Source organism: Nocardia sp. NPDC005745, from assembly GCF_040630775.1.
Lineage (GTDB): Bacteria > Actinomycetota > Actinomycetes > Mycobacteriales > Mycobacteriaceae > Nocardia.
The window spans coordinates 118,496-142,252 of record NZ_JBEXYF010000016.1 but is presented as its reverse complement, the minus strand read 5'-3'; the positions used below and the strand labels follow the sequence as shown (position 1 = coordinate 142,252).

Here is a 23,757-nt window from a genome sequence, read left to right as displayed (position 1 = left end):
GAGGAGTCCTTTCGGAAGGAGAAACGGGGTGTCGGACGGCCGTCACAGATGTCGGTACACGTCCTCGAGCTTCAGCCCGCGGCCCACCATCAGCACTTGCACCCAATACAGCAGCTGGGAGATCTCCTCGGCGAGCGACTCGTCGCTCTCGTGTTCGGCGGCCAGCCATACCTCACCGGCCTCCTCGAGCACCTTCTTACCCTGGGTATGCACGCCGGCGTCCAGCGCGGCAACGGTTCCGGACCCCTCGGGGCGGTTGACCGCACGATCCTGCAGCTCGGCGAACAGGGATTCGAAGTTCTTCACGATGAGCCATTGTTTCAGACCCGGATGCGGGCCCGTTGCTCCGGCCCACGATGGCCCGGAACGGCGACCGCCCGGCTCCTCCGCCCCGGGCGGGGCGCGGAGGAACCGGGCGGACGGCGCCTAGTTCGCGGCGAGCAACGCCTGCAGATCGGCGACCGCCGTGCGGAGGTGGTCGGCGAAGGCGTGCATCTGGTCGGCGACCGGCTTCGGGGTGGCCAGATAGAGATTCCAGCGGTCCGGCAGCAGCACGTAGGCGATGCCGATGCACCGGGAGCTGGTGGAGCCGAAACCGAAGTAGCGGATGTTGACCGACGGCGCCGAGCTGGTGCTCAGGTAGTCGTCGCGCATGATCGTCCAGCCCGGGCTGTCGTAGAGCGGGATCGGGTCGGTGACGCCCAGCTCCGCGCCGCGACGGCGCTGGATCCACTGCAGCTCCCACAGATGCTGCTCGGGGGCGGCCCCGGTCTGGCACTGCTTGGCCCGTTCCACGTGCGCGGCCGCCGCCGTCCGCGCCGCGGCGAGCCGGGCCTCGGCGCCCGTGTCCGGGTCCTGCATCGCGTCCACGAAGGCGATCATCTCCGGGGTGACCACCCGCATGGCCTCGGTGCGGCCGTTGCGGTACTGCCTGGTCGCGATGGACTCGTAGGTGGCGCCGGTGAGCCCCTTGCTGCGCCGATGGGCCAGCTGGTAGCTCAGTTGCGCGAACGCGTCCGGGGAGATGCCCAGCGCCTTGGCCGCGGCGGTACCGAAATCCGGGAACGACAGCGTCTGGGTGGCGTTCTCCGCGGCGTACCGGGCGAAGGCGGCGCCCGCCGCCGCGATATCGCCGCGCTGCGCCTCGTCCAGCACGAACTCGATCGGCTCCACCGCGGGCAGTCCTTGCGCTTGCGCGCCGGAGCGGGTGGCGTGTTCCTGCACCGGGGTCTCCAGCAGGGCGTCCACGAACGAGAGGATCGTGGTGCCGTCGAGTCCGCAGTGTTCGACGTTGATGCCCGCCTGGCCGTCGTCGAAGACGATGAAGGACACCGATTTGTCGAACCACCGGTTCGCGCTGTCACCGTGCAGCAGCTCGTCGCAGGCGTGCAGTTCGTCGCGCGGGGCGAAGTCCTCGAGGCAGACGGCGAACAGCGCGGTCTCGATGGTGTCCAGCGCCGCGGCGTTCGCCGGTTCGGCCAGCAACCGCTGCCTGCTCTGCGCCCACTCCGCGCGGGCCTTGGTGGTGAGCTGCCCGACGGCGGTGTCGGGGCGCGCCGGGCGGGCGCCGGCCTTCAGCACCGCGCGCAGCCCGTCGGCGAGATCCTCCGGCGAGTACGGCGCTCCGTCCGGTCCGATCACGTCCATCCGGAACGGGCTGCCGTGGAAGAACACCACGATGTGCCGGGCCTGCGAGGGGCCCGGCCATTCCTCGCTGTAGGGGACCCGCACAGTGTCCTGCTCCACACCGGGGATCCTGGTCTCGGAGAACAGGTACTTGTTCTGCCACATGGACAGTTGCTGTCCGCGCTGGGTCACCGGCGGGACGGTCTCCTGGTCCAGCGCCAGCTTGTAGTCCACGGCGGCGGAGATGATGCCCGCCGCGCGGTCCACCTGGGTGGCGGCGGTGGAGGCGGCCAGGGCGGTGTCGTCCCGGAACAGGAAGAAGAAGTTCGCGTTGAGGGCGATCCGGTCCCGCCTGCCCAGGTACCGCGACGGCCAGAACAGGTCCAGCCAGCTGCCGACCCCGGGCGTCGCGTCGTACTCCGCGAGCGCCGCGTGCAGCGTGTGCCCCGGCCCGTCGGGTCGCAGCAGGTCGTCGACCGCCGCCCGGGTGGCGGCGAGTTCGTCGGCGGTCAGCAGCGGCTCGCACCACTGCAGGAACCGCCCACAGCTGTCCTCCAGCGTCGGCAGGGGCACCCGGGGCAGGTGGTCGTCGGCGGCGAAGGTGCGTTCGGTCAATGCGAGTCCTCGGTGTCGGCGTGATGTTTCGGCAGCGGCCTGGACACGTACAGGTTGGCATACAACCATCCCTGGTCTTCCCGGCCGGTCGTGTCGATTCCGTTGGCGGACAGGGTGTTCAGCACCTGCGCCTGCTCGGCCGGTGAGGCGAACCTGCGTTGCTCGTACAACCCCGGCGCCTGCTCGGTCCGGTAGCCGAGCGCGGCGAGTTCCGCCTCGATCGGTGCGAAGTCGAACATGCGCAATACGAAGTGTGCCATCCACGGCCGCCTGCGCGGGTGCGCGGTGGCCACGCGAGTCAAGGTCTTCTCGGTGACGTAGCCGATACAGCCGGTGGAGACGACCAGATCGGCGGTCGCCAGCAGGGCGCGCTGTTCGTCGGTCGGTTCGCCGGACTCCAGGTCGGCGTGCACCACGTCGTGCAGGAGCCCGGCCTCCCGCGCGTAGTCGAGGGCGGGGTGGGAGGCGTCCATGCCGAGGAAGCGCACGTCGTCGGTCGCGGCCCGCGCCGCGACGCGGGCCAGGTCGCGCCGGATCAAACCGGCCCGATCGATGTCGGCCACGGCGTAGTGCTCGGCCAGTTCGCCGATCGTGGTGTCGAAACGCAACAGCGCCGCGTTCACGCCGTAGGAGCAGCCGATGTCGAGCACGGTCGGCACGGCGACCCGCGCGGAGGCGCGGAACTCCCGAATCTGCTGCTGGAAGAACGGTTTCGCCAGTTCCGGAATGCGGTAGTCCAGATCGGACATACGCGCGTAGTACGCGCGCGGATCGGGGCGGTCGTAGATGTCGTCGAAAGACGCTTTCCCGGTGGTGTGTAACGGCACTGGCACTGTCGGTCCTCTCGGGTCGAGCTCGGTCAGTCGAGCCGTTCGGCTCAGTCGAGCAGTCGATCGCCCCGCACGGCAGCGGCCGCGGCAGCTAGGTGGTCGGGAAGCACGCGGCCGAACAACTGCCGGGTACGTTCCACCGTGCCGACCATTCCGGGACGATCGGTGTAGGCGAAAATGGCCGAATGACGCTGGCGCGCACCGCCCACGGGTGAGACGCGGTGCAACGAGAAGCGACCCTGGAACAGCTGCAGGTCGCCCGGGCGCAGTTCGAGCCGCTGGACGAAACGCTCGCCGTTGCCGGTCAGCACGGCGCGGACGTCGTCGAGGTTTTCCGCCTCGGGCGTGCGGATACCGGGGCAGTACTCGAAGACGCCACCGTCCTCGGCGGGCTGGGTCAGCATCGAGACGGTGAATTCGTTCGTGTCGAAATGCCAGGGATGCGACATACCCGGCGCCACGACATTGAGGCACAGTCCGGCGAGCGGATCGGCGAACTCGTGCAAATCGGCCAATCCGAAGCAGTCGGCGACGAACCGCTGGAACAGTTCGTCGATGTAGAGCCGGTGGATCAGCGCGTCGGCGGGGATGCGGTCGCGCGGTACGAAGGCGTTACCCCGCTCCAGCACGATCCGGCCCGGATGATTCTCCGGCAGTTCGGCGTCCAGGGGAATGTTGTAGGCGTTGACCCGCTCGACCTCGTAGTGCGCGTGCGGAGCCATCAGCTCGCCCTGCGTCCGCAGGGTCTCGGCGAGTTCCGGGCGGACGAACCCGCGCAACACGGTGCAGCCGGTGTCGGCCAGTTCGGCACGGGCGCGCCGAACCGTTTCTCGCAGCGCGGGCCCGTCCGGATCCGCCAGGGGATACTGTGCGATATCTACGATCTCGTCGAGTACGCCCAACGCTGCCATGGCGTCATTTTGGTGGACCCGTCGCCGACACGCCCGGGATTCGGCGAGATTGCCGGTGATCACGGTCACACCTACTATCAGCGCGCACTCCCGTTGCGGCACAGTAACTCTCGGTACACATCCGCCCGCAGCGGGGCGGCGGGCGTTCGCCCGAACAGCTCAACGACGTACGCGCAGAGCGTGTTCGAGATCCTCGACGGTCAACCCGATCAGCGAATCCCGGAACACCCGTCCCGGCGCGTGCGGCACCGGGATCTCGCACGGGACCACCATCAGCGCGCAGCCCGCGGCCTGTGCCGCACGGGCGCCGGTGGGCGAGTCCTCCACCGCCACACAGTGTTCCGGATCGAGTCCGAGTAGTTCGGCGGCGCGCAGGTAGACATCCGGCTCCGGCTTGCCGTGCGCCACCTCGTCGCCGCAGACCGAGACGTCGAAGAAGTCGCGCCCCAGGGTGTCGAGACCGAATTCCGTGAGCGACCGCTTGGTATTGGTGACGAGCGCACTGGACAACCCCGCCGCGCGAACCATGGCCAGTGCGTCCTTCGCACCCGGCCGCCACGGGATGGGGCCGGTCATCAATTCTGTCACCCGCCGTTCCAGGAACTCCCCCGCCGCCCGCAGTGAGTCGGGTGTGGGCGCGATGCCGAGGCCGGTGAACATGATCCGCAGAGCGTTCGGGCCCGACGCCCCGATCAGCGCGTGCCGGATCGCGTCGGTCATCTCGCGGCCGTGCTCACGCGCCAGTTCCCGCACCGCGACGTCCCAGAGTTTCTCCGAGTCCAGCAGCGTGCCGTCCATGTCCCAGAGCACTCCGGCCAGTCGCGCTGTCACGTTCGGTCCTTCTCCTAGATCTCGTCCATGTCATCGGCATGCTCGGCGGGCCGTCCGCGACCCACCGCGAAGTGGGCCCACGAACCGTACCGCCGGGCGAAGCCCCGCTCACCCGTGCAGCCGGATGGACCGGGTACTGCCCAGCGTTCGTCCATCGTGCCGCGTGGGCGGAGGCAGCCGCCCGAAGCGCACCGTCGGGCGCGCCTCCGCGCCGAGCCCGAGCAAGGGCCGAGGCGGCGCCCGATCGGTGCGGTTACGCCGAAGTCGCACACAGCGGGCACCGACCGCGGAGAGGAACCGGTCTAGGTGCCCGACGCGGCGATCTGCAGCTTGGCACTGTCCCCGACGACCTCGATCCATCGGTTCTCAGAGGTCGTCGTGCCGTTCTTCAGGGTATAGGTCAGCGCGACCACCGCCCGGTTCGCACCGTTCTGCGTGACCGAGCCCACGCTCACCGAGCGGATGGAGCCCCAGAAGTTCACGTAGGAGTCGTAACCGGTCTTCGACTGGTATGCAGGGGCGAGCTGTGTCCAGGCGCCGGACACGTTGGCGGGCAGCATGCCGTAATAACCCTGGATGAACGAGGCGATCCGGTCGGGCGTGGGCGGCCCGGACGGGGCGGTCGTCGCGGTGGCGGTGGGGCCGGTGGTGGTCTGGGCAGGGCTCGACGTGGTGGGCTGGGGCGTGGTTCCGGGCGGCGGGGTGGTGCTCGGTGCGGGGTTCGTCGTCTGCGCCGGCGGGGTGGCTCCCGGTGCGGGCGGGGGCGGCGGCGCTCCCGCGGATGTGGGCGCGGGCCCGGGCACGGGAGCGGGCACCGGGGAGGAGGACGCCTGAGCCGGGGGTTGGGCGGAAGCTCGAGCCGGGGCCTGTCGCGGCTCCGATCCGGCCGTGTCGGCCGATGACGGCGCGTTCTCGGGCGCCCCGGCGGCCGGAGGCACTGCCGACGACGTCGCCGCGTCGCCACCCTCGCTGTCGACGGTGGTCAGCGTCGCGATGATGGCGACCAGGATCAGCACCCCGACCACCGCGGCGACTTCCACGGCGATCAGCCGACCGCGCTGCCTGCCCCGCAGAACGCCCGGCAACGTCCCCGCCCGCCCGGGCCGCCTCGGTGCCGGCGGCGGCGTGACCGATTGCGGCGGGAACGGACTCGGCCCGGCGAAGGGCACGACAGCGGTGACCTCGTTGTCCACCGGCTGCTCCGGCGATACGGCAGCGGCTTGGCCGGGCAGGACGGTCGTCGCCGTGGCGGGGGCGGGAATCACCTTGGTCACCGGCACGGGCAATTGTGGATCCCGGCCGGCCGCAACGGCTTCGAGGACCGCTTTCGCCTCCCGCATGGTCGGGCGGTCGGCGACGGACGGAGCGAGCAGGTACATCAGCACCGGCCCCAGCGGGCCCGCGGACTCGGGTGGCGGGATCTCCGCCCCCGCGACCGCGTGCAGTAGGGCGAGCGGGTTGTCACCCTCGCCGAAGGGCGGGGTGCCCTGCACCGCCGCGTACAACGTCGAACCGAGGGCGAAGACGTCGGAAGCCGGTTCCGGATCCTCGCCGCGCGCCACCTCCGGCGACAGATAGGCCGGCGTCCCGGCGAGGAAGCCGGTGGCCGTGACCGTCACGTCGCCGACCGCGCGGGATATGCCGAAATCGGTGATCTTGACCGTGCCGTTGTCGGCGACCAGCAGGTTCGCCGGCTTCACGTCCCGGTGCATGATCCCCGCGTCGTGCGCGGCGGCCAGGGCGCTCGCCGCTTGCGCGCCGATCTCGGCGACCTCGATCGGCGGCAGCGTGCGATTGCCCGACAGTTTGGTCGCCAGGCTCGGCGCGTCCATGTACTCCATGACCAACCAGGGCTGGCCGTCCTCCTCGGCCACGTCGAACACGGTGATGGCATTCGGATGGTGCAGCCGGGCGGCGATCCGCCCCTCCCGCATGGCACGTCGCTTGGCCTCCAGCGCCGCCGACCCGGACAGCCCGGGACCGAGCAACACCTGTTTGACCGCGACGGTGCGCTGCAACCGGACATCGGTCGCTCGCCAGACCACACCCATGGCGCCGGTGCCGATCGGATCCGTGAGCCGGTACCGTCCCGCGATCAATCGATCCGCCGTCATGGTGGTGTGCCTCTCCTACTCACGCGCCTAGCCGTTTCGCACTCCGCGCGTAAGCCCGCCGAGAACTCCGAAGGCGTGCGCGCCGAGGTGCTTCGCACCACTGAGCAGGGAAGCGAACGCATCCGCCGACTGCCCCGGATGCAGTTACAACGCCTTCGACAATGGCACATCCACCCGACAGACATCCACCTCCCCGCGCGGGCCTGGGCGATCGCCCAGGTCAACACCGCGCGCCCGCGCGCCGTGACGCGCCGACGCGCACCCGATTCGCGCGAGAACCGACATCCGGCCAGGTAGCAAAGGCCCTTGGCGCGAGAGCATTTCGCTATGGCTCGCGGTGCCCCGAGCGCCTACGCGTTGAAGTACTTCGCCTCCGGATGCAGCAGCACGAACGCGTCGGTGGACTGCTCCGGATGCAGCTGCAGCTCCTCCGACAGCACCACGCCGATACGATCGGCCTCGAGCAGGTCGACCAGCTTGGCGCGGTCCTCCAGGTCGGGGCAGGCGCCGTAGCCGAAGGAGTAACGCGCGCCGCGGTAACCGAGCTTGAAGTACTCCAGCACGTCCGCCGGGTCGGATTCGGCGACCGCGTGGCCGTCGAGCACCAGTTCCTCGCGGATGCGCCGGTGCCAGTACTCGGCGAGCGCCTCGGTGAGCTGGACGCCGATGCCGTGCACCTCCAGGTAGTCGCGGTAGCTGTCGCCCGCGAACAGTTCGTTGGCGAAGTCGGCGATCGGCTGCCCCATGGTGACCAGCTGGAACGGCAGGACGTCGACCTGACCGGTCGTGCGGGCGTAGTCCCGGGAACGGATGAAGTCGGCGATGCACAGGAAACGGTCGCGCTGCTGACGCGGGAAGGTGAACCGGTACCGTTCCGGCGCGTCGGGCTCCGGTTCGGTGAGCACGATGACGTCGTCGCCTTCGGACACCGCGGGGAAGTAGCCGTACACCACCGCGGCGTGCTGCAACACGCCTTCGGTGCTCAACCGGTCCAGCCAGGCGCGCAGGCGCGGCCTGCCCTCGGTTTCCACCAGTTCCTCGTAGCTCGGTCCGTCGCCGCTGCGCTGCCCGCGCAGGCCCCACTGGCCCAGGAACAGCGCCCGCTCGTCCAGCAGACCCGAGTACTCGTGCAGGGCAAGACCTTTCACCAGCCGCGTGCCCCAGAACGGCGGCACCGGCACCGGCAGGTCGGCCGCGACGTCGGAGCGTTCGGGCACCACGACGGGCACCTCGGCCGCCCGGCGCTCCGCCGCGATCCGCTTGGAGCGCTCGTGGCGCGCTTTGCGCTCGGCGGCCCGCTCCCGCTCGGCGACGGCTTCCGGGCTGTCCGGGTCCGCTGCGCCGCCGCGCTTGCGGGTCATGATGTCGTCCATCAGCCGCAGGCCCTCGAACGCGTCGCGCGCGTAGTGCACGTCGCCCTCGTACACCGCGGTGAGATCGTTCTCCACGTACGACCGGGTGAGGGCCGCGCCGCCGAGCAGCACGGGGAACTGCTCGGCCACGCCCCTGGAGTTGAGTTCCTCGAGGTTCTCCTTCATCACCACCGTCGACTTCACCAGCAGGCCGGACATGCCGATGACGTCGGCCTTCTTGTCCACCGCCGCGTCCAGGATGGTGGCGATCGGCTGCTTGATGCCGAGATTGACCACCTCGTAGCCGTTGTTCGACAGGATGATGTCCACCAGGTTCTTGCCGATGTCGTGCACGTCGCCCTTGACGGTGGCCAGCACGATGCGGCCCTTGCCGCTGTCGTCGGTGGCCTCCATGTGCGGCTCCAGGTACGCCACGGCGGCCTTCATCACCTCGGCGGACTGCAACACGAACGGCAGCTGCATCTGACCGGAGCCGAACAGCTCACCGACCGTTTTCATCCCGGCGAGCAGGGTCTCGTTGATGATCCGCAGCGGCGGCACCTCGGTCATGGCCGCGTCGAGGTCGGCGTCCATCCCCGCTCGTTCACCGTCGACGATCCGCCGCTCCAGCCGCTCGAACAGCGGCAGCGCGGCCAGTTCCTCCGCCCGCGACGCCTTCGACGAGGAGGTGGAGACGCCTTCGAACAGCGCCATCAGCTTCTGCAGCGGGTCGTAGTCCTCGGCGCGGCGGTCGTACACCAGATCCAGCGCGGTTTCGCGCTGCTCGTCGGGGATCCGGCTGATCGGGAGGATCTTCGAGGCGTGCACGATCGCGGAGTCCAGACCGGCCTGGACGCATTCGTGCATGAAGACCGAATTGAGCACCTGCCGGGCCGCCGGGTTGAGACCGAAGGAGATGTTGGACAGACCCAAGGTGGTCTGCACCCGGGGATGGCGGCGCTTGAGCTCGCGGATGGCCTCGATGGTCTCCAGCCCGTCGCGGCGCGACTCCTCCTGGCCGGTGCCGAGGGTGAAGGTGAGCGTGTCGATGATGATGTCGCTCTCCGACAGCCCCCAGTTGCCCGTGATGTCGGCGATCAACCGCTCGGCGATCTCCACCTTCTTCGCCGCGGTGCGGGCCTGGCCCTCCTCGTCGATGGTCAGCGCCACCACCGCGGCGCCGTGCTCGGCGACCAGCCGCATGGTCTGCTGGAAACGCGAATCGGGGCCGGCGCCGTCCTCGTAGTTGACCGAGTTGACCGCGCAACGCCCGCCGAGATGTTCCAGCCCGGCCTGCAACACCGGGGCCTCGGTTGAGTCGAGCATGATCGGCAGCGTCGAGGCAGTGGCCAGCCGGGCGGCCAGCTCCCTCATGTCGCGGGTGCCGTCCCGGCCGACGTAGTCGACGCACAGATCGAGCATGTGCGCGCCGTCGCGGGTCTGGTCCTTGGCGATGTCCAGGCACTTCTGCCAGTCCTCGGCCAGCATGGCATCGCGGAAGGCCTTGGAGCCGTTGGCGTTCGTGCGCTCGCCGATCATCAGGACCGAGGCGTCCTGTTCGAACGGCACCGCGGTGTACATGCTGGACACGCTCGGCTCGTGCACCGGCTTGCGCCGCTCGGCGATCGGCGGCAGGGCCTGCTCGACCTCGCGCACCGCGGCGGTGACCTGACGGATGTGCTCGGGCGTTGTCCCGCAGCAGCCGCCGACCAGGGCCAGCCCGAACTCGGTGACGAACCCGCGCAGCGCGACCGCGAGCTCCTCGGGCGTGAGCGGATACTCCGCCCCGTGGGCCCCGAGCACCGGCAGCCCGGCGTTCGGCATCACCGAGACCGGCACCTGCGCGTGCCGGGACAGGTGGCGCAGGTGCTCGCTCATCTCGTCCGGGCCGGTCGCGCAGTTCAGGCCGATCATGTCGATGCCGAGCGGCTCCAGCGCCGTCAGCGCCGCGCCGATCTCGCTGCCCACCAGCATCGTGCCGGTGGTCTCCACCGTGACGTGGGTGATGATCGGGATCCGGCGGCCCAGCTTCGCCATCGCGCGCCTGCTGCCGGTCACCGCCGCCTTCACCTGGAGCAGGTCCTGGCAGGTCTCGATGAGGATGGCGTCGGCGCCGCCGTCCAGCATGCCGAGGGCCGCCTCGGCGTAGGCGTCGCGCAGCGCGGCGAACGGGGCGTGACCGAGCGTGGGCAGCTTGGTGCCCGGCCCCATCGAACCGAGCACGTACCGTGGCGTACCGTCGGCGGACGGACCCATCTCGTCGGCGACCTCGCGGGCCAGCCTGGTTCCGCGTTCGGACAGGTCGCGGATCCGGTCGGCGATGTCGTAGTCGGCGAGGTTGGGCAGATTGCAGCCGAAGGTGTTGGTCTCGACCGCGTCGGCGCCCGCTTCGAAATAGGCGCGGTGGATGTCGCGCAGGACGTCGGGGCGGGTGTCGTTGAGGATCTCGTTACAGCCCTCCAACCCGCGGAAATCGTCCAGGGTCAGATCAGCCGCTTGCAGCATGGTGCCCATCGCACCGTCGCCGATGACGACACGGCGGCGCAGCGTGTCGAGTAGCGTGGTGTCGAACTCGGCGGGGATGGACGCAGACATGCGCTCCAGCGTAGTGGGCAGGGGGGACGTTCCAGCCCACCGCGTCGAGGCTCGGTGGCCTGGACCACACGCCCGGTGCGACGCCGCCGCATCCGCTCGCGGAAACACGCCACCCGGTCCGGCCGTCATACGACACGCCATATCGCCGCACGCCGTAGGCTGACCGAGTGAACGCCAGTGAAACTCCCGATCCGGAACTGCCGACGTTGCGGGATCCGGTACTGGTCGCCGCCTTCGAGGGGTGGAACGACGCCGGTGACGCGGCCAGCGGCGCCGTCGAGCATCTGGAACTGATCTGGGACGCCGAACCGTTGGCCGAACTCGACTCCGAGGACTACTACGACTATCAGGTCAACCGGCCGACCGTGCGTCAGGTGGACGGGGTGACCAGGGAAATCCAGTGGCCGTCGACGATGCTGTCGGTCTGCTCGCCGCCCGGAAGCGACCGCGACGTGGTGCTGCTGCGCGGCATCGAACCGAACATGCGCTGGCGCAGCTTCTGCGGCGACCTGCTGGAGTTCATCGAGCAGCTCGGGGTGCAGACGGTGGTCATTCTCGGCGCGTTGCTGGCGGACACTCCGCATACCAGACCGGTGCCGGTGACCGGCTCGGCCTACAGCAAGGAGGCGGCCGAGCGGTTCAACCTGGAACAGACCCGCTACGAGGGCCCCACCGGGATCACCGGTGTGCTGCAGGACCAGTGCGTGAAGGCGGGCGTCCCGGCGGTGTCGTTCTGGGCCGCCGTCCCGCACTACGTCTCCCAGCCGCCCAATCCGAAGGCGACCATCGCGCTGCTGCATCGGGTGGAGGAGGTGCTCGACATCGAAGTGCCGCTGGGTGAGCTGCCCAAGCAGGCGGAGGACTGGGAGACCGCGGTCAACGAGATGACCGTGGGCGACGAGGAGATCAGCGAGTACGTGCGCTCGCTGGAGGAGCGTGGGGACGCGGCGGCCGACGTGAACGAGGCGATGGCCAAGATCGACGGCGACGCCATCGCGGCGGAATTCGAGAAGTACCTGCGCAGACGCGGTCCGGGCAGCTTCGGACTCTGATCGGCGGCGCGGCGGCGCGTTCCGGGCGGACGACCGTTCACCGGAAGTTCGCCACGGGGCCACCTTCGGGCCGGGGAACGGCCGCCTCCTACACTTTCGCCGGTGACCGTCCATCCGATCGTCGAGCGTCTGCGCACCTTCGACGAGCGGATCGCCGTCCGGCGCCCCGACCGTGCGGACACGGACGGCGCCGTGCCCGAATCCGCGCGGCAGGTCACTTACGCTCGGCTCGCGGCGCTGGTCGAGGGTTACGCGGCCGAGCTGGGCCCGGCCCGCCGCCTCGTCGCGCTGGCCGCGCGCAATGACCTCGCCTCGCTCGTCGCATATCTCGGAGCGCTCAGCGCCGGCTGCGTCGTGTTGCTCACCGAGCAGATCACTGAGGAGTTGCGGGATGCGTACGATCCGGACGTTCTCATCGAAGGAGGCCGCGCGCGCGTGGTGCGGGAGCGCTCGGCGCATCGTCTGCATCCGGATCTCGCCCTGCTGCTGAGCACCTCGGGGTCCACCGGGTCGCCCAAGCTCGTCCGGCTCTCGGCGACGAACCTGCGCGCCAACGCCGCGGCCATCGCCGAGTACCTGGCCATCGGCCCGGAGGACTGCGCGGCCACCACCCTGCCGATGTTCTACTGCTACGGCCTGTCGGTGGTGCACAGTCATCTGTTGCACGGGGCGAGCCTCCTACTCACCGACCGGTCGGTACTGGATACGGAATTCTGGCGCGTGTTCCGGGAGTGCCGCGCAACGTCTTTCGCCGCGGTTCCCTACACCATCGATCTGCTCGACCGCATCGGTTTCGCTCGCATGACCCTGCCGCACCTGCGCTACGTCACCCAGGCCGGCGGCAGGCTGGCGCCGCGGCGAGTGCGCGAATACGCCGAACTCGGCCGGGCGAACGGCTGGGACTTCGTCGTCATGTACGGCCAGACCGAGGCCACCGCCCGCATGGCGTACCTGCCCGCGCATCTGGCGAGCGCGCATCCCGACTGCATCGGGATACCGATCCCCGGCGGCGAATTCACCCTCGAGCCGATCAAGGAAGCCGACGAGGGGGACGAACCGCGCGAACTGGTCTATCACGGCGCCAATGTGATGATGGGCTACGCGAAGTCGGCCGCAGACCTCGCACTCGGTCGCACGCTCGACGCCCTGCGCACCGGCGACCTGGCCCGGCGCACACCGGAGGGCTTGTACCAGGTGGTCGGCAGGCGCAGCCGCTTCGCCAAGATCTTCGGATTGCGCATCGATCTGGAGCGGCTCGAATCCGGGCTGGCGGCGGCCGGTTTCACGGCGTGTTGCGCCGACGACGACACGCACTTGGTCGTCGCGGTGGAGACTCCTCGGTCCGATCCGACCGAAATCGCCGCGCGCCTGTCCGGCCTGCCCGCCGCCGCGATCCGGATCCGCTCGGTCGAGCGAATGCCACGGCTACCGAATGGCAAACCCGACTATCCCGCGATCCGGCGGCTGAACGGATCCGTGCCGCAGGTGCGTGACATCCGCACCCTCTACGCCACCACCCTGGGCATCGACCCCGCGCAGATCCACGCGGACAGCACGTTCGTCGATCTCGGCGGGAATTCGCTGACCTACGTAACCACCGCGGCACGACTGGAGCGAACACTCGGCGGCCTGCCCACCGACTGGCCGAACACCTCCGTAGCGGACTTGGAGCGGATACCGGAGGGCCGCAGCAGGTTCGGACGGGCGCTCGACACCGGAACGCTGCTGCGCGCGATCGGCATCGTGCTGATCGTGAGCGCGCACGCCGGAGTGTTCGTGCGGTGGGGCGCGGCGCACGTGCTGCTCGGTGTGGCCGGATTCAACTTCGCACGGTTCGCCGTGACCGCGGCGCCACCCGCCGCGCGGTTGCGGCACACGCTGCGCGCCGCGGGCTCCATCGCGGCGCCCACGGCGCTCTGGGTCGCGCTGACGCTGCCCTTCAGCGACTACTACGGGTGGCAGAATGTCCTGTTGCTGAACAAGATTCTCGGCCCGCACGACAGCGCCACCGCCGGGCACCTGTGGTTTCTCGAGGTACTCGTGTACTTCATGCCGGCCGCCGCGCTGCTGATCCGGATCCCCGTGGTGGACCGATGGCAACGCGCCGAGCCATTCTGGTTCGCGATGGCGCTGGTCGCGATATGTCTCGTGTTCCGATACCAGGCGTTCGGTCTGTATTCGCCGAAGGACATCCCGTTCTCCCCGCTGGCGGTGTGGCTCTTCGCGCTCGGTTGGGCGGCGGCGAAGGCGACGTCGATGTGGCAGCGGATGACGGTGAGTGCCGTCGTACTGATCGCGGTGCCCGGATATTTCGGCGTTCCCGAGCGGGAGCGACTGATCATGGCGGGCTTGCTCGCACTGGTGTGGTTGTCCGCGGTCCGGGTTCCCGCCGTCGTCGCCGTCTGCGCGGCGGTGCTGGCCGACGGATCGCTGTTCGTCTATCTGCTGCACTGGCAGGTGTACCCGCTGTTCGAACAGCACCGGCTCGCGGGGCTGCTCGCTTCCCTGGCAGCGGGTGTGGTAGCGAGCGGTACGGTTACCTGGCTGCGACGCTGGGGAGCCGTGCGGTATCGGGCAATTCGGTCGCGGCGGTCAGCTCTCCACGGTCCACACCCGCGCCGCCGCCTCCTGGGCCAGTTTGGCGATCAGGATGTCGCGCGGAATCGTCTGACCGGCAAAGTGATCGAGTGAGGGAACCACCACATGATGCGCGTCCGCGCGCTTGAGTTCCGCTGTGAGTTCGGCGAAAGCCGTCCCGTCGCCGCCGGTCGATTCATGGAATGTTGCGGCGAAGCACAGCCCTTCCTCGCGGGCGAGGCTGCTCATCGCGGCCTCGAGCTCCTTGCTTTGGCCATCGGCCAGATCGTCACGCAAGTATCCATAGATCAACGCTTCCACCCGAACCTCCGTTGGATTGGGATCGCTGTTCTCTTATGTGGATCCACCCGTTTTACGGGGTATTTGCGCTTCGTGCAAGAGCAGATGTACTTGCAATTGCTCTTACAGGAGGGGCTGGCTAACTTCTGGCGCCATGACCAGCATGCACAATGCGGCGGCGCGAATGTAGCTGTCAACACACGGACATCTGCCTGCCCTCTTGGGGCCACCAAACGTTAACTGGTGCGATACTACAGACGTGGCCGCTACCGACGATCGACCCGTCTGGGCTGTCCGAATGCGCTCCGAGCGTGACGCGAGGGGGTGGTCGCAAGCCGACGCTGTTCGCGTGATGCGTGGAAAGTCTTCGCACAACCTGCCGACCGACAGTACTCTCCTACGTAATTGGCGCCGTTGGGAATCGGGCGAATCACGCCCCGACGACTTCTACGCGCCCATCATCGCCGCCACCTTCGACACGGTGCCTGCGGCGTTGTTCCCCAAGACCAGACCGAACCGGGACGACGAATTGCTCTCGGCGACGGGCATGGACACGCTCGAGTTCATCGGACGACTGCGCATGTCCGATGTGTCCTCGGTGACGCTGGAGGCCATCCGCATCACCGCGGAACGCCTGTGCTGCGAATACTCCTACGCCGACCCGCACGACCTGCACGCCGAGGGCACGGCGTGGCTGCGCAGGATCACCTCGTTGCTGGACGGTCGCCTGACCCTGGCCCAGCACCGCGAAATCCTCGTTCTCGCCGGATGGGTCGCGCTGCTGGTCGGCTGCGTGGACTACGACCTCGGCAGGCGCACCGCCGCCGAGGCGACCCGCCGCGCCGCCCAATCGCTGGCGCAGGAGGCGGAGAACGTCGAGATCGCCGCGTGGACGGCGGAAATGACCGCGTGGTTCGCGCTGACCCAGGGTAACTACCGCGGCGTCATCGAGACCGTTCAGCCGACGCTGGAAGTAAGCCAGCACCTGCGCGTCGGCGTCCAGCTCGCCGCCCAGCGCGCCAAAGCCTGGGCCAGGCTCGGCAATACGCGCGAGGTGGAGACTGCGCTGGACGAGGGTCGAGCTATCTTGGAGCGACTCGAACATCCGGCGAATCTGGACAACCACTTCGTGATCGATGCGAACAAGTTCGATTTCTACGCGATGGACTGCTGCCGCGTCGCGGGCGAGGATCGGCTCGCCGAAAGCTACGCGCGCGAAGTGATTCGCAACGCGACCCGTCCCGACGGCACGGTGCGCAACCCGATGCGGGTCTCCGAGGCACACCTGACGCTGGCCGTGGTCGCGGTGCGCGACCGCGACCTGGAGCTGGCGGTGGCCGAGGGCATGCGCGCGTTCGCGGGCAGCAGGCGCTCCCTGCCCTCGCTGATGTGGATCGCGGGCGAAGTGGCGCGCGAGATCATCGAGCGTTTTCCCGGCGACCCGCGCACGCGCGCGTATCTGGACCAGATGCGTTCGATGTCCGTCGAATGAGCCGGCCCGCTCCGCGACCGCGGCGAACGGTGCCGAACCGGACGCGGCCACGCCGGACACCGGAACGTCGTGCGGGCGGCGATCAGCCCGCTACTACCCTGTTCCCGGTGACCGACTCCGCTGACAGCTGCGCCGATACCCGCTGGGACGACCGGCTGCGGCTGTTCTCCTTCGCCACCGCCGAGCGGCGCGCCGACTACCTGCGGGTGCTGCGCGCGTTCGACAGTGCGCGCGCGGCGTACGTGGTGCTGCTGCATGCCGACGACGTCGCGGAGTGGATCGGACGCAACGGGAATTCGCTGCGGACGCCCGATCTGGTAGCTACGAACCAACCGGTCGCGATCGCCGGTGGTGCGAAGCACGCCGGGGAATCGCGAAGGTCCGCAGGCACGCACGAAGGTGGCCGGCCGGAACCGGAGACCGACGCGCCGGACCGATTTCCGGAGACCAGCGGCCCGGCGGCGGGCCCACGTCTGACGGCCGCCGAGATCGGTCCGCTGCTCGACCAGCTGCACCAGTGGGGCGTGCTGGAGCGCAGTTACGACGGAACCCGCGCCGCGACGCTGGCCGAATACCGCAACCGGCACTACGTATACCAGTTCTCCCAGGCCGGATTCCAGGCATACCGGGCGGTCGCCGGTGTGCTCAGCGCGCGCCTCGACGAGGCCTCGTTGTCGCGCTTGGTCCTGCCGGAGTTGCTGGCCGATCTGCACACCTTGGCCGAGGCCAACCGGGCGGGCGACGCCGAACGCGTCTACCGCACGCTGCGCCGCCTCGACACCGCGCTGTCCGACCTTGCCGCCCGCGCGGCGCACTTCTATCTGGGGCTCGGCGACCTGGTTCGCACCACCGAGATCACCCCCGAATCGTTTCTCGCGCACAAGGACGCGCTTTTGGCGCACATGCGTGAGTTCAGCCTCGACCTGGCCCGGTTCACCCCGCGGCTGGCGGCCGCGATCGCCGAGATCGAGGAGACCGGCGTCGAGGACCTGATCGTCCGCGCGGCCCGTTGCGACGAACGAGTGCTGTTGGGCATCGAGGAACGCCGGTCGGATTGGCAGGCCAGGTGGGATGGACTGCGGACCTGGTTCGTCGCGTCCGGCGGCGGAGAGCCCGCGGGCACCACGGAGGCCGAGCGGCTGCGCGAGGCCACCATGAGCGCCATCGCCGCGGTGCTGTCGTTGCTGCGCCGGGTCACCGAGACGCGGCGCGGCGGGGTCAGCAGGGAGTCGGCGCTACGGCATCTGGCGGGCTGGTTCACCGCGGCGCCGAGCGCGGACAGCGCCCACGCGCTGTTCGACGCGGTGTTCGGGCTGGGCAAGCCGCGGCACCTGGCGATGGAACACCCCGACGCCGACGTGATCCCGGCGATCCGATCCTGGTGGGACGCACCGCCGTTGGAGATCTCACGCACGCTCGCCGAGACCGGGCGCCCGCCCTCGGCGGGTGCGCCCGCTCGCATCCACCGCAACGACGCCGGTATCCGCCGTCTGCGCGAGGCACAATTGGACGCGCAGCGGGCCCGCGCCGAGGCCGCCCGGTCACTGGCTTCCGGCGACGTGCACGAACGGGTGCTGGACGAACGGGAAACCGAAGTGCTGCTGCGGTTGCTGGACGCCGCGTCGACCGCGTGGGTTCCGGTGCGCGGCCGGGTGGCGGGCACCACCGGTTCCGACAGCGGCGTCACCCTGACGGTGTCCGAGCACGACGGCCCGACCGTCGTGCGCACCACCCGCGGGCTGCTGCGGTTGAACAACCGGGCGCTGAAGATCGAGCAGACGACCGGAGCCCGGTCGCGCCCGCGCGGGGAGCGCCGCTGATGCACGGACGCACCATCGATGCACTCGCGCTGGACAATTATCAACGCGCGGCCCGGGTCATTTTGGCCAACCACCTGGTGACCCGCACCTACCCGGACCGCATCGCGCTGCCGCTGATCCGGCGCTGGGCCACCGAGCTGCGCGAGGACCTCGCCGAATTGTTCGGCTATCGGCTCGAAGTCACCGAGACGACGGCACGCGTCTTCCCGGTACTGGACCGCCTCGACGCGAGCAGGCCCGCACGCACGCCCGCCGAGCGCGTCTTCGACCGCCGTCGCTACGCCTACCTGGCGCTCGCGCTCGCCGCACTGGGGCGGGCCGGGGACCAGATCACGTTGTCGGAGCTGGCCGATCAGGTCGCGGCCTACGCGAGCCGGGTGGACGGCCTGGAGCTGGCCACCGACCGGGCCGCCGACCGCGACGCGTTCGTCGACGCGGTGGGCTGGCTGACCGCGCGCGGCGCGCTCGCCTTGGCCGACGGTGACGCGGGCGGGTGGGCCAGCGATCCGGATGCCGGTGAGGCGCTCTACGACATCGACCGGCCGGTGGTCTTCGCGTTGTTCCGGCCGCCGCGGGCATTGCAGCATCTGCACAGCGTGCGTGGGTTGCTCGGCGAGGAGGCCACGGGCACCACCGTTTCCGCCCCCGGGACGGCCGGCGCCGAGATCGCGCGCCGGGTACGCAGGGCGCTGGTGGAACAGCCGGTGGTGTACGCCGAGGACCTCGCGCCCGAAGAGCGCCCCGCCCTCGCCCAGGAGCGGCTGGTCGCGGAGGTCGAGCTGTTCACCGGGCTGCGCGCCGAACGCCGTGCCGAAGGGGTCGCGCTGATCGACACCTCGGGGCGACTGTCGGACGTCCGTTTTCCGGGGACCGGTACGCTCGCGCAGGTCGCTTTGCTGCTGGCCGGTGAGATCGCCGACCGGGTATTGGATATCGACCACCCGTTGCCGCGACGCCACCCCGTCGCGGAGCCGGATGCGGCGCTGGCCGACCAGCTCGATGAAGCCATCCCCGAATCCACGGTGTTCGCACCGCTGGCCGAGACGCGTGCACCGGCGGCGCCCGCCGACGATCTCGATCCCCCGGATGACTTCCAGGGACAGGAGGACCGGCCCACGCCCGGCTATCCGCTGATCGAGCGGACCTGGCTGCGCGAGACGGTGCGGGCACTGGCCGACCGGTACGGCACGACCTTCGCCGCGCAGTGGCAGGCCGACGTCGGGCGCCTCACCACCGAGGTGGTGGCCCTGCTGGAACGACTACGGCTGGTCCGGATGATCGAGGAGGGACTGCTCGTGCTGCCTGCACTGGCCCGCTACCGTGGCGCGGTCGTGACGGTCCGCAGCAAGCGGGCCGCGGAACTGTTCGTCACCGCGGCCGACACCTACGGGCCCGACGGTACCGGCACGGAAGGGAACTGAGGGATGTCGCTCATTCACGGCGGAGTGCGGTTCACCCCGACCCGCGCCGGGATCGTCAACCTGTGGGACTACCGCGACCAGGAGTTCTGTTTCGCGGACGGCAGATTGGTGCTGCGCGGGCCGAACGGGTCGGGCAAGACCAAAGCGCTGGAGGTGCTGTTCCCGTTCGTGCTGGACGGCCGGATCGAGCCGCGCAGGCTCAATCCGTTCGCCGGCGAGGAACGCACGATGAAGTCGAATCTGCTCTACCGCAAGCAGGACTCGGCCTATTCCTATGTCTGGATGGAATTCGCGCGCGGTCGCTGGGAGGACCCCGAGGCGGTCACCGTCGGCATCGGCATGCGCGCCACTCGTTCCTCGGACAAGGTGACCCGCTGGTATTTCGTCGCCGACGGACGGGTCGGCGTCGATTTCTCCCTGATCGGCCCGGACGACCGGCCGTTCACCCGTAAACAACTCGCCGAGCAGATCGGCACCGACTCGATCGTCGACCGGCCGGTGGACTATCGCAACGCCATCGACGCGCGCATGTTCGGACTCGGCACGCAGCGCTACGACCAGCTGATCAATCTGATCCTCACACTCCGGCGCCCGCAGCTGGCCAAGAACCTGGACCCGCGGGGGCTGTCGCAGGCGCTCACCGACGGCCTGCGCCCGCTCGACGAGCAACTGATCCTGGACGCCGCCCGGTCGTTCAGCGATATGGAGGAGGTCGGGCGCACCCTGGAGGGTTTGGTGCACGCTGACACCGCGACACGGGCGTTTGTCGAGGTGTACCGCAAATACCTTGCCGTTCAAGCGAAGACGGACGTCGACCAGGTCCGTGTGCGGCTGGACGCGGTGACCCACGCCGGTACGGCGCTGTTCGCCGCCACGGCCCTGCGTGAGCGCAGGGACACCGAGCGCGCCGCCGCCGAGGCCCGCGCCGAGGATGCCGACCGCGCCTACGAGCAGGCCCTCGCCGATCGGGAGAACCTCCAGCGCTCCAGCGCCTACGAGGGCAAACAGCAGCTCGACGACCTGGCCGACGCGGTGCGGCGCCTGGAGACCTCGGCGGGTGTGCACGCCGACAAGGCGCTCAAGGCCCGCCAGACCCTGGACCAGCGGGCCGTGGAGGCCGAACGCGCGCGAACCGCGGTGCGCACCGCCGCGGCCGCGCTCGCCCGCGGCGAGGACGACCTGCGCGGCGCCGCGCAGGAGGCGGGGATCGCGTGGGCGCCGCTGCCGGAATCGATCCGGGCCGAGCAGCTCACCGCGGCGGTGCGCGGGCACGCCGAGGAACGCGACGCCGACGTGCGTGCGGTCCGCAAGGCGGTGGGGGCGATGGAGACCGCCGCCGCCGAACGCACCAGGGCCGAACGGCTGTCCGAGCGCGCGAACGAGCTGCGTGACGCGGCCGCGGCGGAGGTCGCGCACGCCGAAGCGAAGGTCGCGTTGACCCGCTCCGAGGCCGCGGCCGCGTTGCGCGCCTGGTGGGACGAGCACAACGAGGTCTACACCCCGGTGCGCGCAGGTCTCTTCGAGGCGCTGAATTCGGCTCTGGCCGAGGCCGGTTCGGATGCGCCGACCATCGGCGAGGTGCTGGCCGAGCGCACCGAGCCGCTGCTCGAGGAGATTCGCGGCCGCCGCCAGGACGCACGCGCCCGCGTGGCCGCCGCGGCGGCGCGCGGCAGTGAGCTGAGCGCCGAACATGAACGGGTGACGGCCCGGCGAGACGACGCGCCACCGGCATTCGCGGGCCGCCGCGGCCGGACCGGCGACCGGCCCGGCGCCCCGCTGTGGCGGCTGGTGCGCTTCGCGGACGGCGTGACGCCCGAGTCCGCGGCGGGCATCGAGGCCGCCCTGCACGCCGCGAATCTGCTGGACGCCTGGGTCTGCCCGGAGGGCGAGTTGCCGCCGGACTACGACTCCGATCAGTTCCTGGTTCCACTGCCCGCGCCGGAGCGCCCGAACGGTCGCACACTGGCCGACGTGCTGGTCATAGAGGATGATTCCGACACCCTGACGGTGCCGCGGCAGGTCGTCGCCGACGTGCTCGCCTCCATCGCCCTGCACGGGGGCGCGGGAGAGCCGAGCGGGCCGGTGACGATCGGAGCGGACGGCGGGTTCCGGCAAGGCGTGCAGATCGGCAGGCACCGCAAGACCGACGCCGAATTCATCGGCGCCACCGCGCGGGCCAGGCGCCGCGAGCTCCGCTCGGCCGAGTTGGCCGCGGCTGTGGCGGCCGCGGACGAGGACCGGCGCGCCGCCGAACAGCAGGAGGCCGCCGCCACAGCCGAACTCGCGCGAATCTCCGCCGCCGCCAAAGCGCTTCCGCGCCCGAGCACGGTGACCACGGCCTTGCGCGCGGTATCCGAAGCCGCAGGCGTGCTGCGATCGCGGGCGGAGGCCGCCGCCCACGCCGAGCGCGATCTCGACCGAGCGGTCGCGGAACTGTCCGCCGCGGACAAGAAGCTGCGCGCCGCCGCCGCCACCCACCGCACGCCGCGCACGGCCCAGGAGATCGACGCCCTCGCCGCCGCCATCCGGCACTTCGAGAACACCGGCACGGGACTGCTGCGGTTGCGCGGCGACCACGAGCGGGAACGGGAGCGCGAACGCGAGGCCGCCGACCGCTTGACCGAGGCCGCCGACCTGGCCGAGGCGTTCACGGAAGAGGCCGAGGCCGCGCGCACCGGCTACCAGGAACAACTGCGCAAGCTGGAGACCCTGCGCGATGCCCTCGGCGCGGGCGCGGCCGATATCGATCGCGACCTGGAACAGGCCCGGCAGCGGATCGACGCGACCAAGTCCGAGCAGAAAGCCGCCCGCAAGGCCGCCAACCAGGCCATCGAGGCGGTCGGCGACGCCGAGGCCGCCTACCGGACCGCGCACGAGTCCCTCGCCACCGCACTCACCGAAGTGCTGGCGGAGGTTCGAGCTCTCGCGCCCTACGCTCGACCGGATCTGCTGAGGTTGCTCGGCGCGGCGCCCGAGGGCCGCTGGCCCAGCAGCGACGCGGCGTGGTCGACGCCCGAGCAACTGCTGTACCGGATCTCGACGGCGGGACCGGAGGCGCCACCGCGCGTCCTGCCCGACGAAGTCCACGCGCTGTTCGACAGCCTCACCGCGGCGACCGCGTCGGTGCGCGCGGGCGAGGCGACGCGCAAGTCCACGCGCACGGCGGTGACCGCGGCGTTGCAGGAATTCGACGCCGCGCTCGCCGGTTCGGGCCGCGATTACCGGCTGCAATGGGACGCCGCCGACGGCCTCACCGTCGTCCAGGTGCACGACGAGCACGGGGTCTCCGCGCTGGCCGACTTCGCCACCCGCATCGACGCCGCGCGCCGCGACCAGGAACTTCTGCTGACCGACGCCGAGCGCCGCATCCTGGAGGATGCGCTGCTGACCGGCCTGGCCCAGCAGATCCACGAACGCACGAGCGACGCACGCGATCTCATCGCCAGGATGGGCGCGGAGATGAAGCAGCGACGGATGTCCTCGGGCAACACCATCGGCGTGCACTGGGTGCTCGCCGACAGCCTGTCCGACGCGGCGCGGGCGATGTGCAAGCTGCTGGACCGGGATGCCTCGGCGCTGACAGCGGAGGACCTGGCGGCGATCCGGGCGCACTTCGCCGCCGAGATCCGGGCCGCGCGGGCCGCGCACCCGGAACGCTCCTACCCCGAGATCCTGGCCGCGACGCTGGATTACCGCACCTGGCGGGTGTTCTCGTTCACCTTGATCTCCGCCGACGGCAGCGAGGACAAACTCACCGTGGCCAGGCACAGCGCGCTCTCGGGCGGGGAGCAGTCGGTGTCGTTGCACCTTCCGCTGTTCGCCGCGGCGCACGTCATGCTCGATTCGGCCGACCCGCAGGCCCCGCGCCTGCTGGCGCTGGACGAGGCGTTCGCGGGCGTCGACGACAACGGCCGCAGTGAATTGCTCGGGTTGAGCGTGCAATTCGACCTCGATCTCTTCATGACCGGCTACGACCTGTGGATCACCTATCCACACGTCCCGGCGTGCGCGCACTACGACTTGGCGCACGCGGCGGCCGAGAACACCGTCAGCGCGACATTGCTGGTGTGGGACAGCGGCGATTTGCTCGCCGAACACGACGGAACCGACCTCACCGCCGCGCTCGGCTCGCCCGATCGCCGCCGGGTACCCACCACGATCGAAGGCGGCCTGGAACTCACGCCGGTGACTTAGCCGTCCGGGATCACCGAGCGGCGGCGA

Annotated in this window: 14 protein-coding genes; 6 read left to right on the top strand and 8 right to left on the bottom strand. The window is 70.1% G+C overall.

Features of this window, described 5'->3' with window-relative positions; translation table 11 throughout:
- Positions 1-42: 42 nt before the first annotated feature.
- The 7 genes from ABZ420_RS18925 to metH form a co-directional block, all read right to left on the bottom strand.
- Entirely contained in the window at positions 43-306 is a 264-nt protein-coding gene (locus tag ABZ420_RS18925) for a phosphoribosyl-ATP diphosphatase (RefSeq protein WP_039798430.1), read from the bottom strand.
- A gap of 120 nt (positions 307-426) precedes the next feature.
- Positions 427-2,241 carry a choline/carnitine O-acyltransferase gene (locus tag ABZ420_RS18920; RefSeq protein ID WP_357124116.1) on the bottom strand — a complete coding sequence of 605 codons (1,815 nt, stop codon included), beginning with the start codon at positions 2,239-2,241 and terminating at the stop codon, positions 427-429.
- Complete coding sequence (locus ABZ420_RS18915) at positions 2,238-3,074, bottom strand: class I SAM-dependent methyltransferase (RefSeq protein WP_357124113.1); 837 nt, start codon at positions 3,072-3,074, stop codon at positions 2,238-2,240. Before ABZ420_RS18915 ends, ABZ420_RS18920 begins: the two co-directional genes overlap by 4 nt.
- 44 nt (positions 3,075-3,118) lie before the next feature.
- A complete protein-coding gene (locus ABZ420_RS18910; protein WP_357124108.1) occupies positions 3,119-4,084 on the bottom strand; it encodes an arpA protein in 966 nt (321 codons plus the stop codon).
- A gap of 57 nt (positions 4,085-4,141) precedes the next feature.
- On the bottom strand, positions 4,142-4,813 hold the full coding sequence (locus tag ABZ420_RS18905; RefSeq protein WP_357124105.1) for an HAD family phosphatase: 672 nt from the start codon (positions 4,811-4,813) through the stop codon (positions 4,142-4,144).
- A 302-nt stretch (positions 4,814-5,115) separates the two neighbouring features.
- The gene (locus ABZ420_RS18900) at positions 5,116-6,927 is read right to left on the bottom strand and encodes a protein kinase (protein WP_357124102.1); all 1,812 of its coding nucleotides are present in this window, start codon (positions 6,925-6,927) and stop codon (positions 5,116-5,118) included.
- A gap of 350 nt (positions 6,928-7,277) precedes the next feature.
- On the bottom strand, positions 7,278-10,874 hold the full coding sequence (metH, locus tag ABZ420_RS18895) for a methionine synthase (protein ID WP_357124100.1): 3,597 nt from the start codon (positions 10,872-10,874) through the stop codon (positions 7,278-7,280).
- 167 nt (positions 10,875-11,041) lie between these two features.
- Between metH and ABZ420_RS18890 the strand changes: the two genes are divergently transcribed.
- Positions 11,042-11,926 (top strand): PAC2 family protein, encoded by an 885-nt coding sequence (locus ABZ420_RS18890; protein ID WP_357124097.1) that lies wholly within the window; start codon positions 11,042-11,044, stop codon positions 11,924-11,926.
- A gap of 102 nt (positions 11,927-12,028) precedes the next feature.
- Positions 12,029-14,617 (top strand): AMP-binding protein, encoded by a 2,589-nt coding sequence (locus tag ABZ420_RS18885; protein WP_357124094.1) that lies wholly within the window; start codon positions 12,029-12,031, stop codon positions 14,615-14,617.
- Here the strand turns inward: ABZ420_RS18885 and ABZ420_RS18880 are convergent.
- Complete coding sequence (locus tag ABZ420_RS18880; protein ID WP_357124091.1) at positions 14,519-14,824, bottom strand: hypothetical protein; 306 nt, start codon at positions 14,822-14,824, stop codon at positions 14,519-14,521. The genes ABZ420_RS18885 and ABZ420_RS18880 overlap by 99 nt on opposite strands.
- Positions 14,825-15,155: 331 nt before the next feature.
- On the opposite strand from ABZ420_RS18880, the gene ABZ420_RS18875 reads away from it, so the two are divergent.
- From ABZ420_RS18875 to ABZ420_RS18860, 4 genes are all read left to right on the top strand, one after another.
- Complete coding sequence (locus tag ABZ420_RS18875; protein ID WP_357124274.1) at positions 15,156-16,295, top strand: XRE family transcriptional regulator; 1,140 nt, start codon at positions 15,156-15,158, stop codon at positions 16,293-16,295.
- 107 nt (positions 16,296-16,402) lie between these two features.
- The gene (locus ABZ420_RS18870; protein ID WP_357124088.1) at positions 16,403-18,115 is read left to right on the top strand and encodes a TIGR02677 family protein; all 1,713 of its coding nucleotides are present in this window, start codon (positions 16,403-16,405) and stop codon (positions 18,113-18,115) included.
- Positions 18,115-19,536: a TIGR02678 family protein gene (locus ABZ420_RS18865; protein WP_357124085.1), complete on the top strand. Its 1,422-nt coding sequence runs from the start codon at positions 18,115-18,117 to the stop codon at positions 19,534-19,536. Before ABZ420_RS18870 ends, ABZ420_RS18865 begins: the two co-directional genes overlap by 1 nt.
- A 3-nt stretch (positions 19,537-19,539) precedes the next feature.
- Positions 19,540-23,730: a TIGR02680 family protein gene (locus ABZ420_RS18860; RefSeq protein WP_357124082.1), complete on the top strand. Its 4,191-nt coding sequence runs from the start codon at positions 19,540-19,542 to the stop codon at positions 23,728-23,730.
- The last annotated feature ends 27 nt before the right edge of the window (positions 23,731-23,757 follow it).

Bases quoted from the DNA above. Each gene is read 5' to 3' on its own strand.
- ABZ420_RS18900 (WP_357124102.1), bottom strand. From the start codon at position 6,927: ATGACGGCGGATCGATTGATCGCGGGACGGTACCGGCTCACGGATCCG.
- metH (WP_357124100.1), bottom strand. From the start codon at position 10,874: ATGTCTGCGTCCATCCCCGCCGAGTTCGACACCACGCTACTCGACACG.
- ABZ420_RS18875 (WP_357124274.1), top strand. From the start codon at position 15,156: ATGCGTGGAAAGTCTTCGCACAACCTGCCGACCGACAGTACTCTCCTA.
- ABZ420_RS18865 (WP_357124085.1), top strand. From the start codon at position 18,115: ATGCACGGACGCACCATCGATGCACTCGCGCTGGACAATTATCAACGC.
- ABZ420_RS18860 (WP_357124082.1), top strand. From the start codon at position 19,540: ATGTCGCTCATTCACGGCGGAGTGCGGTTCACCCCGACCCGCGCCGGG.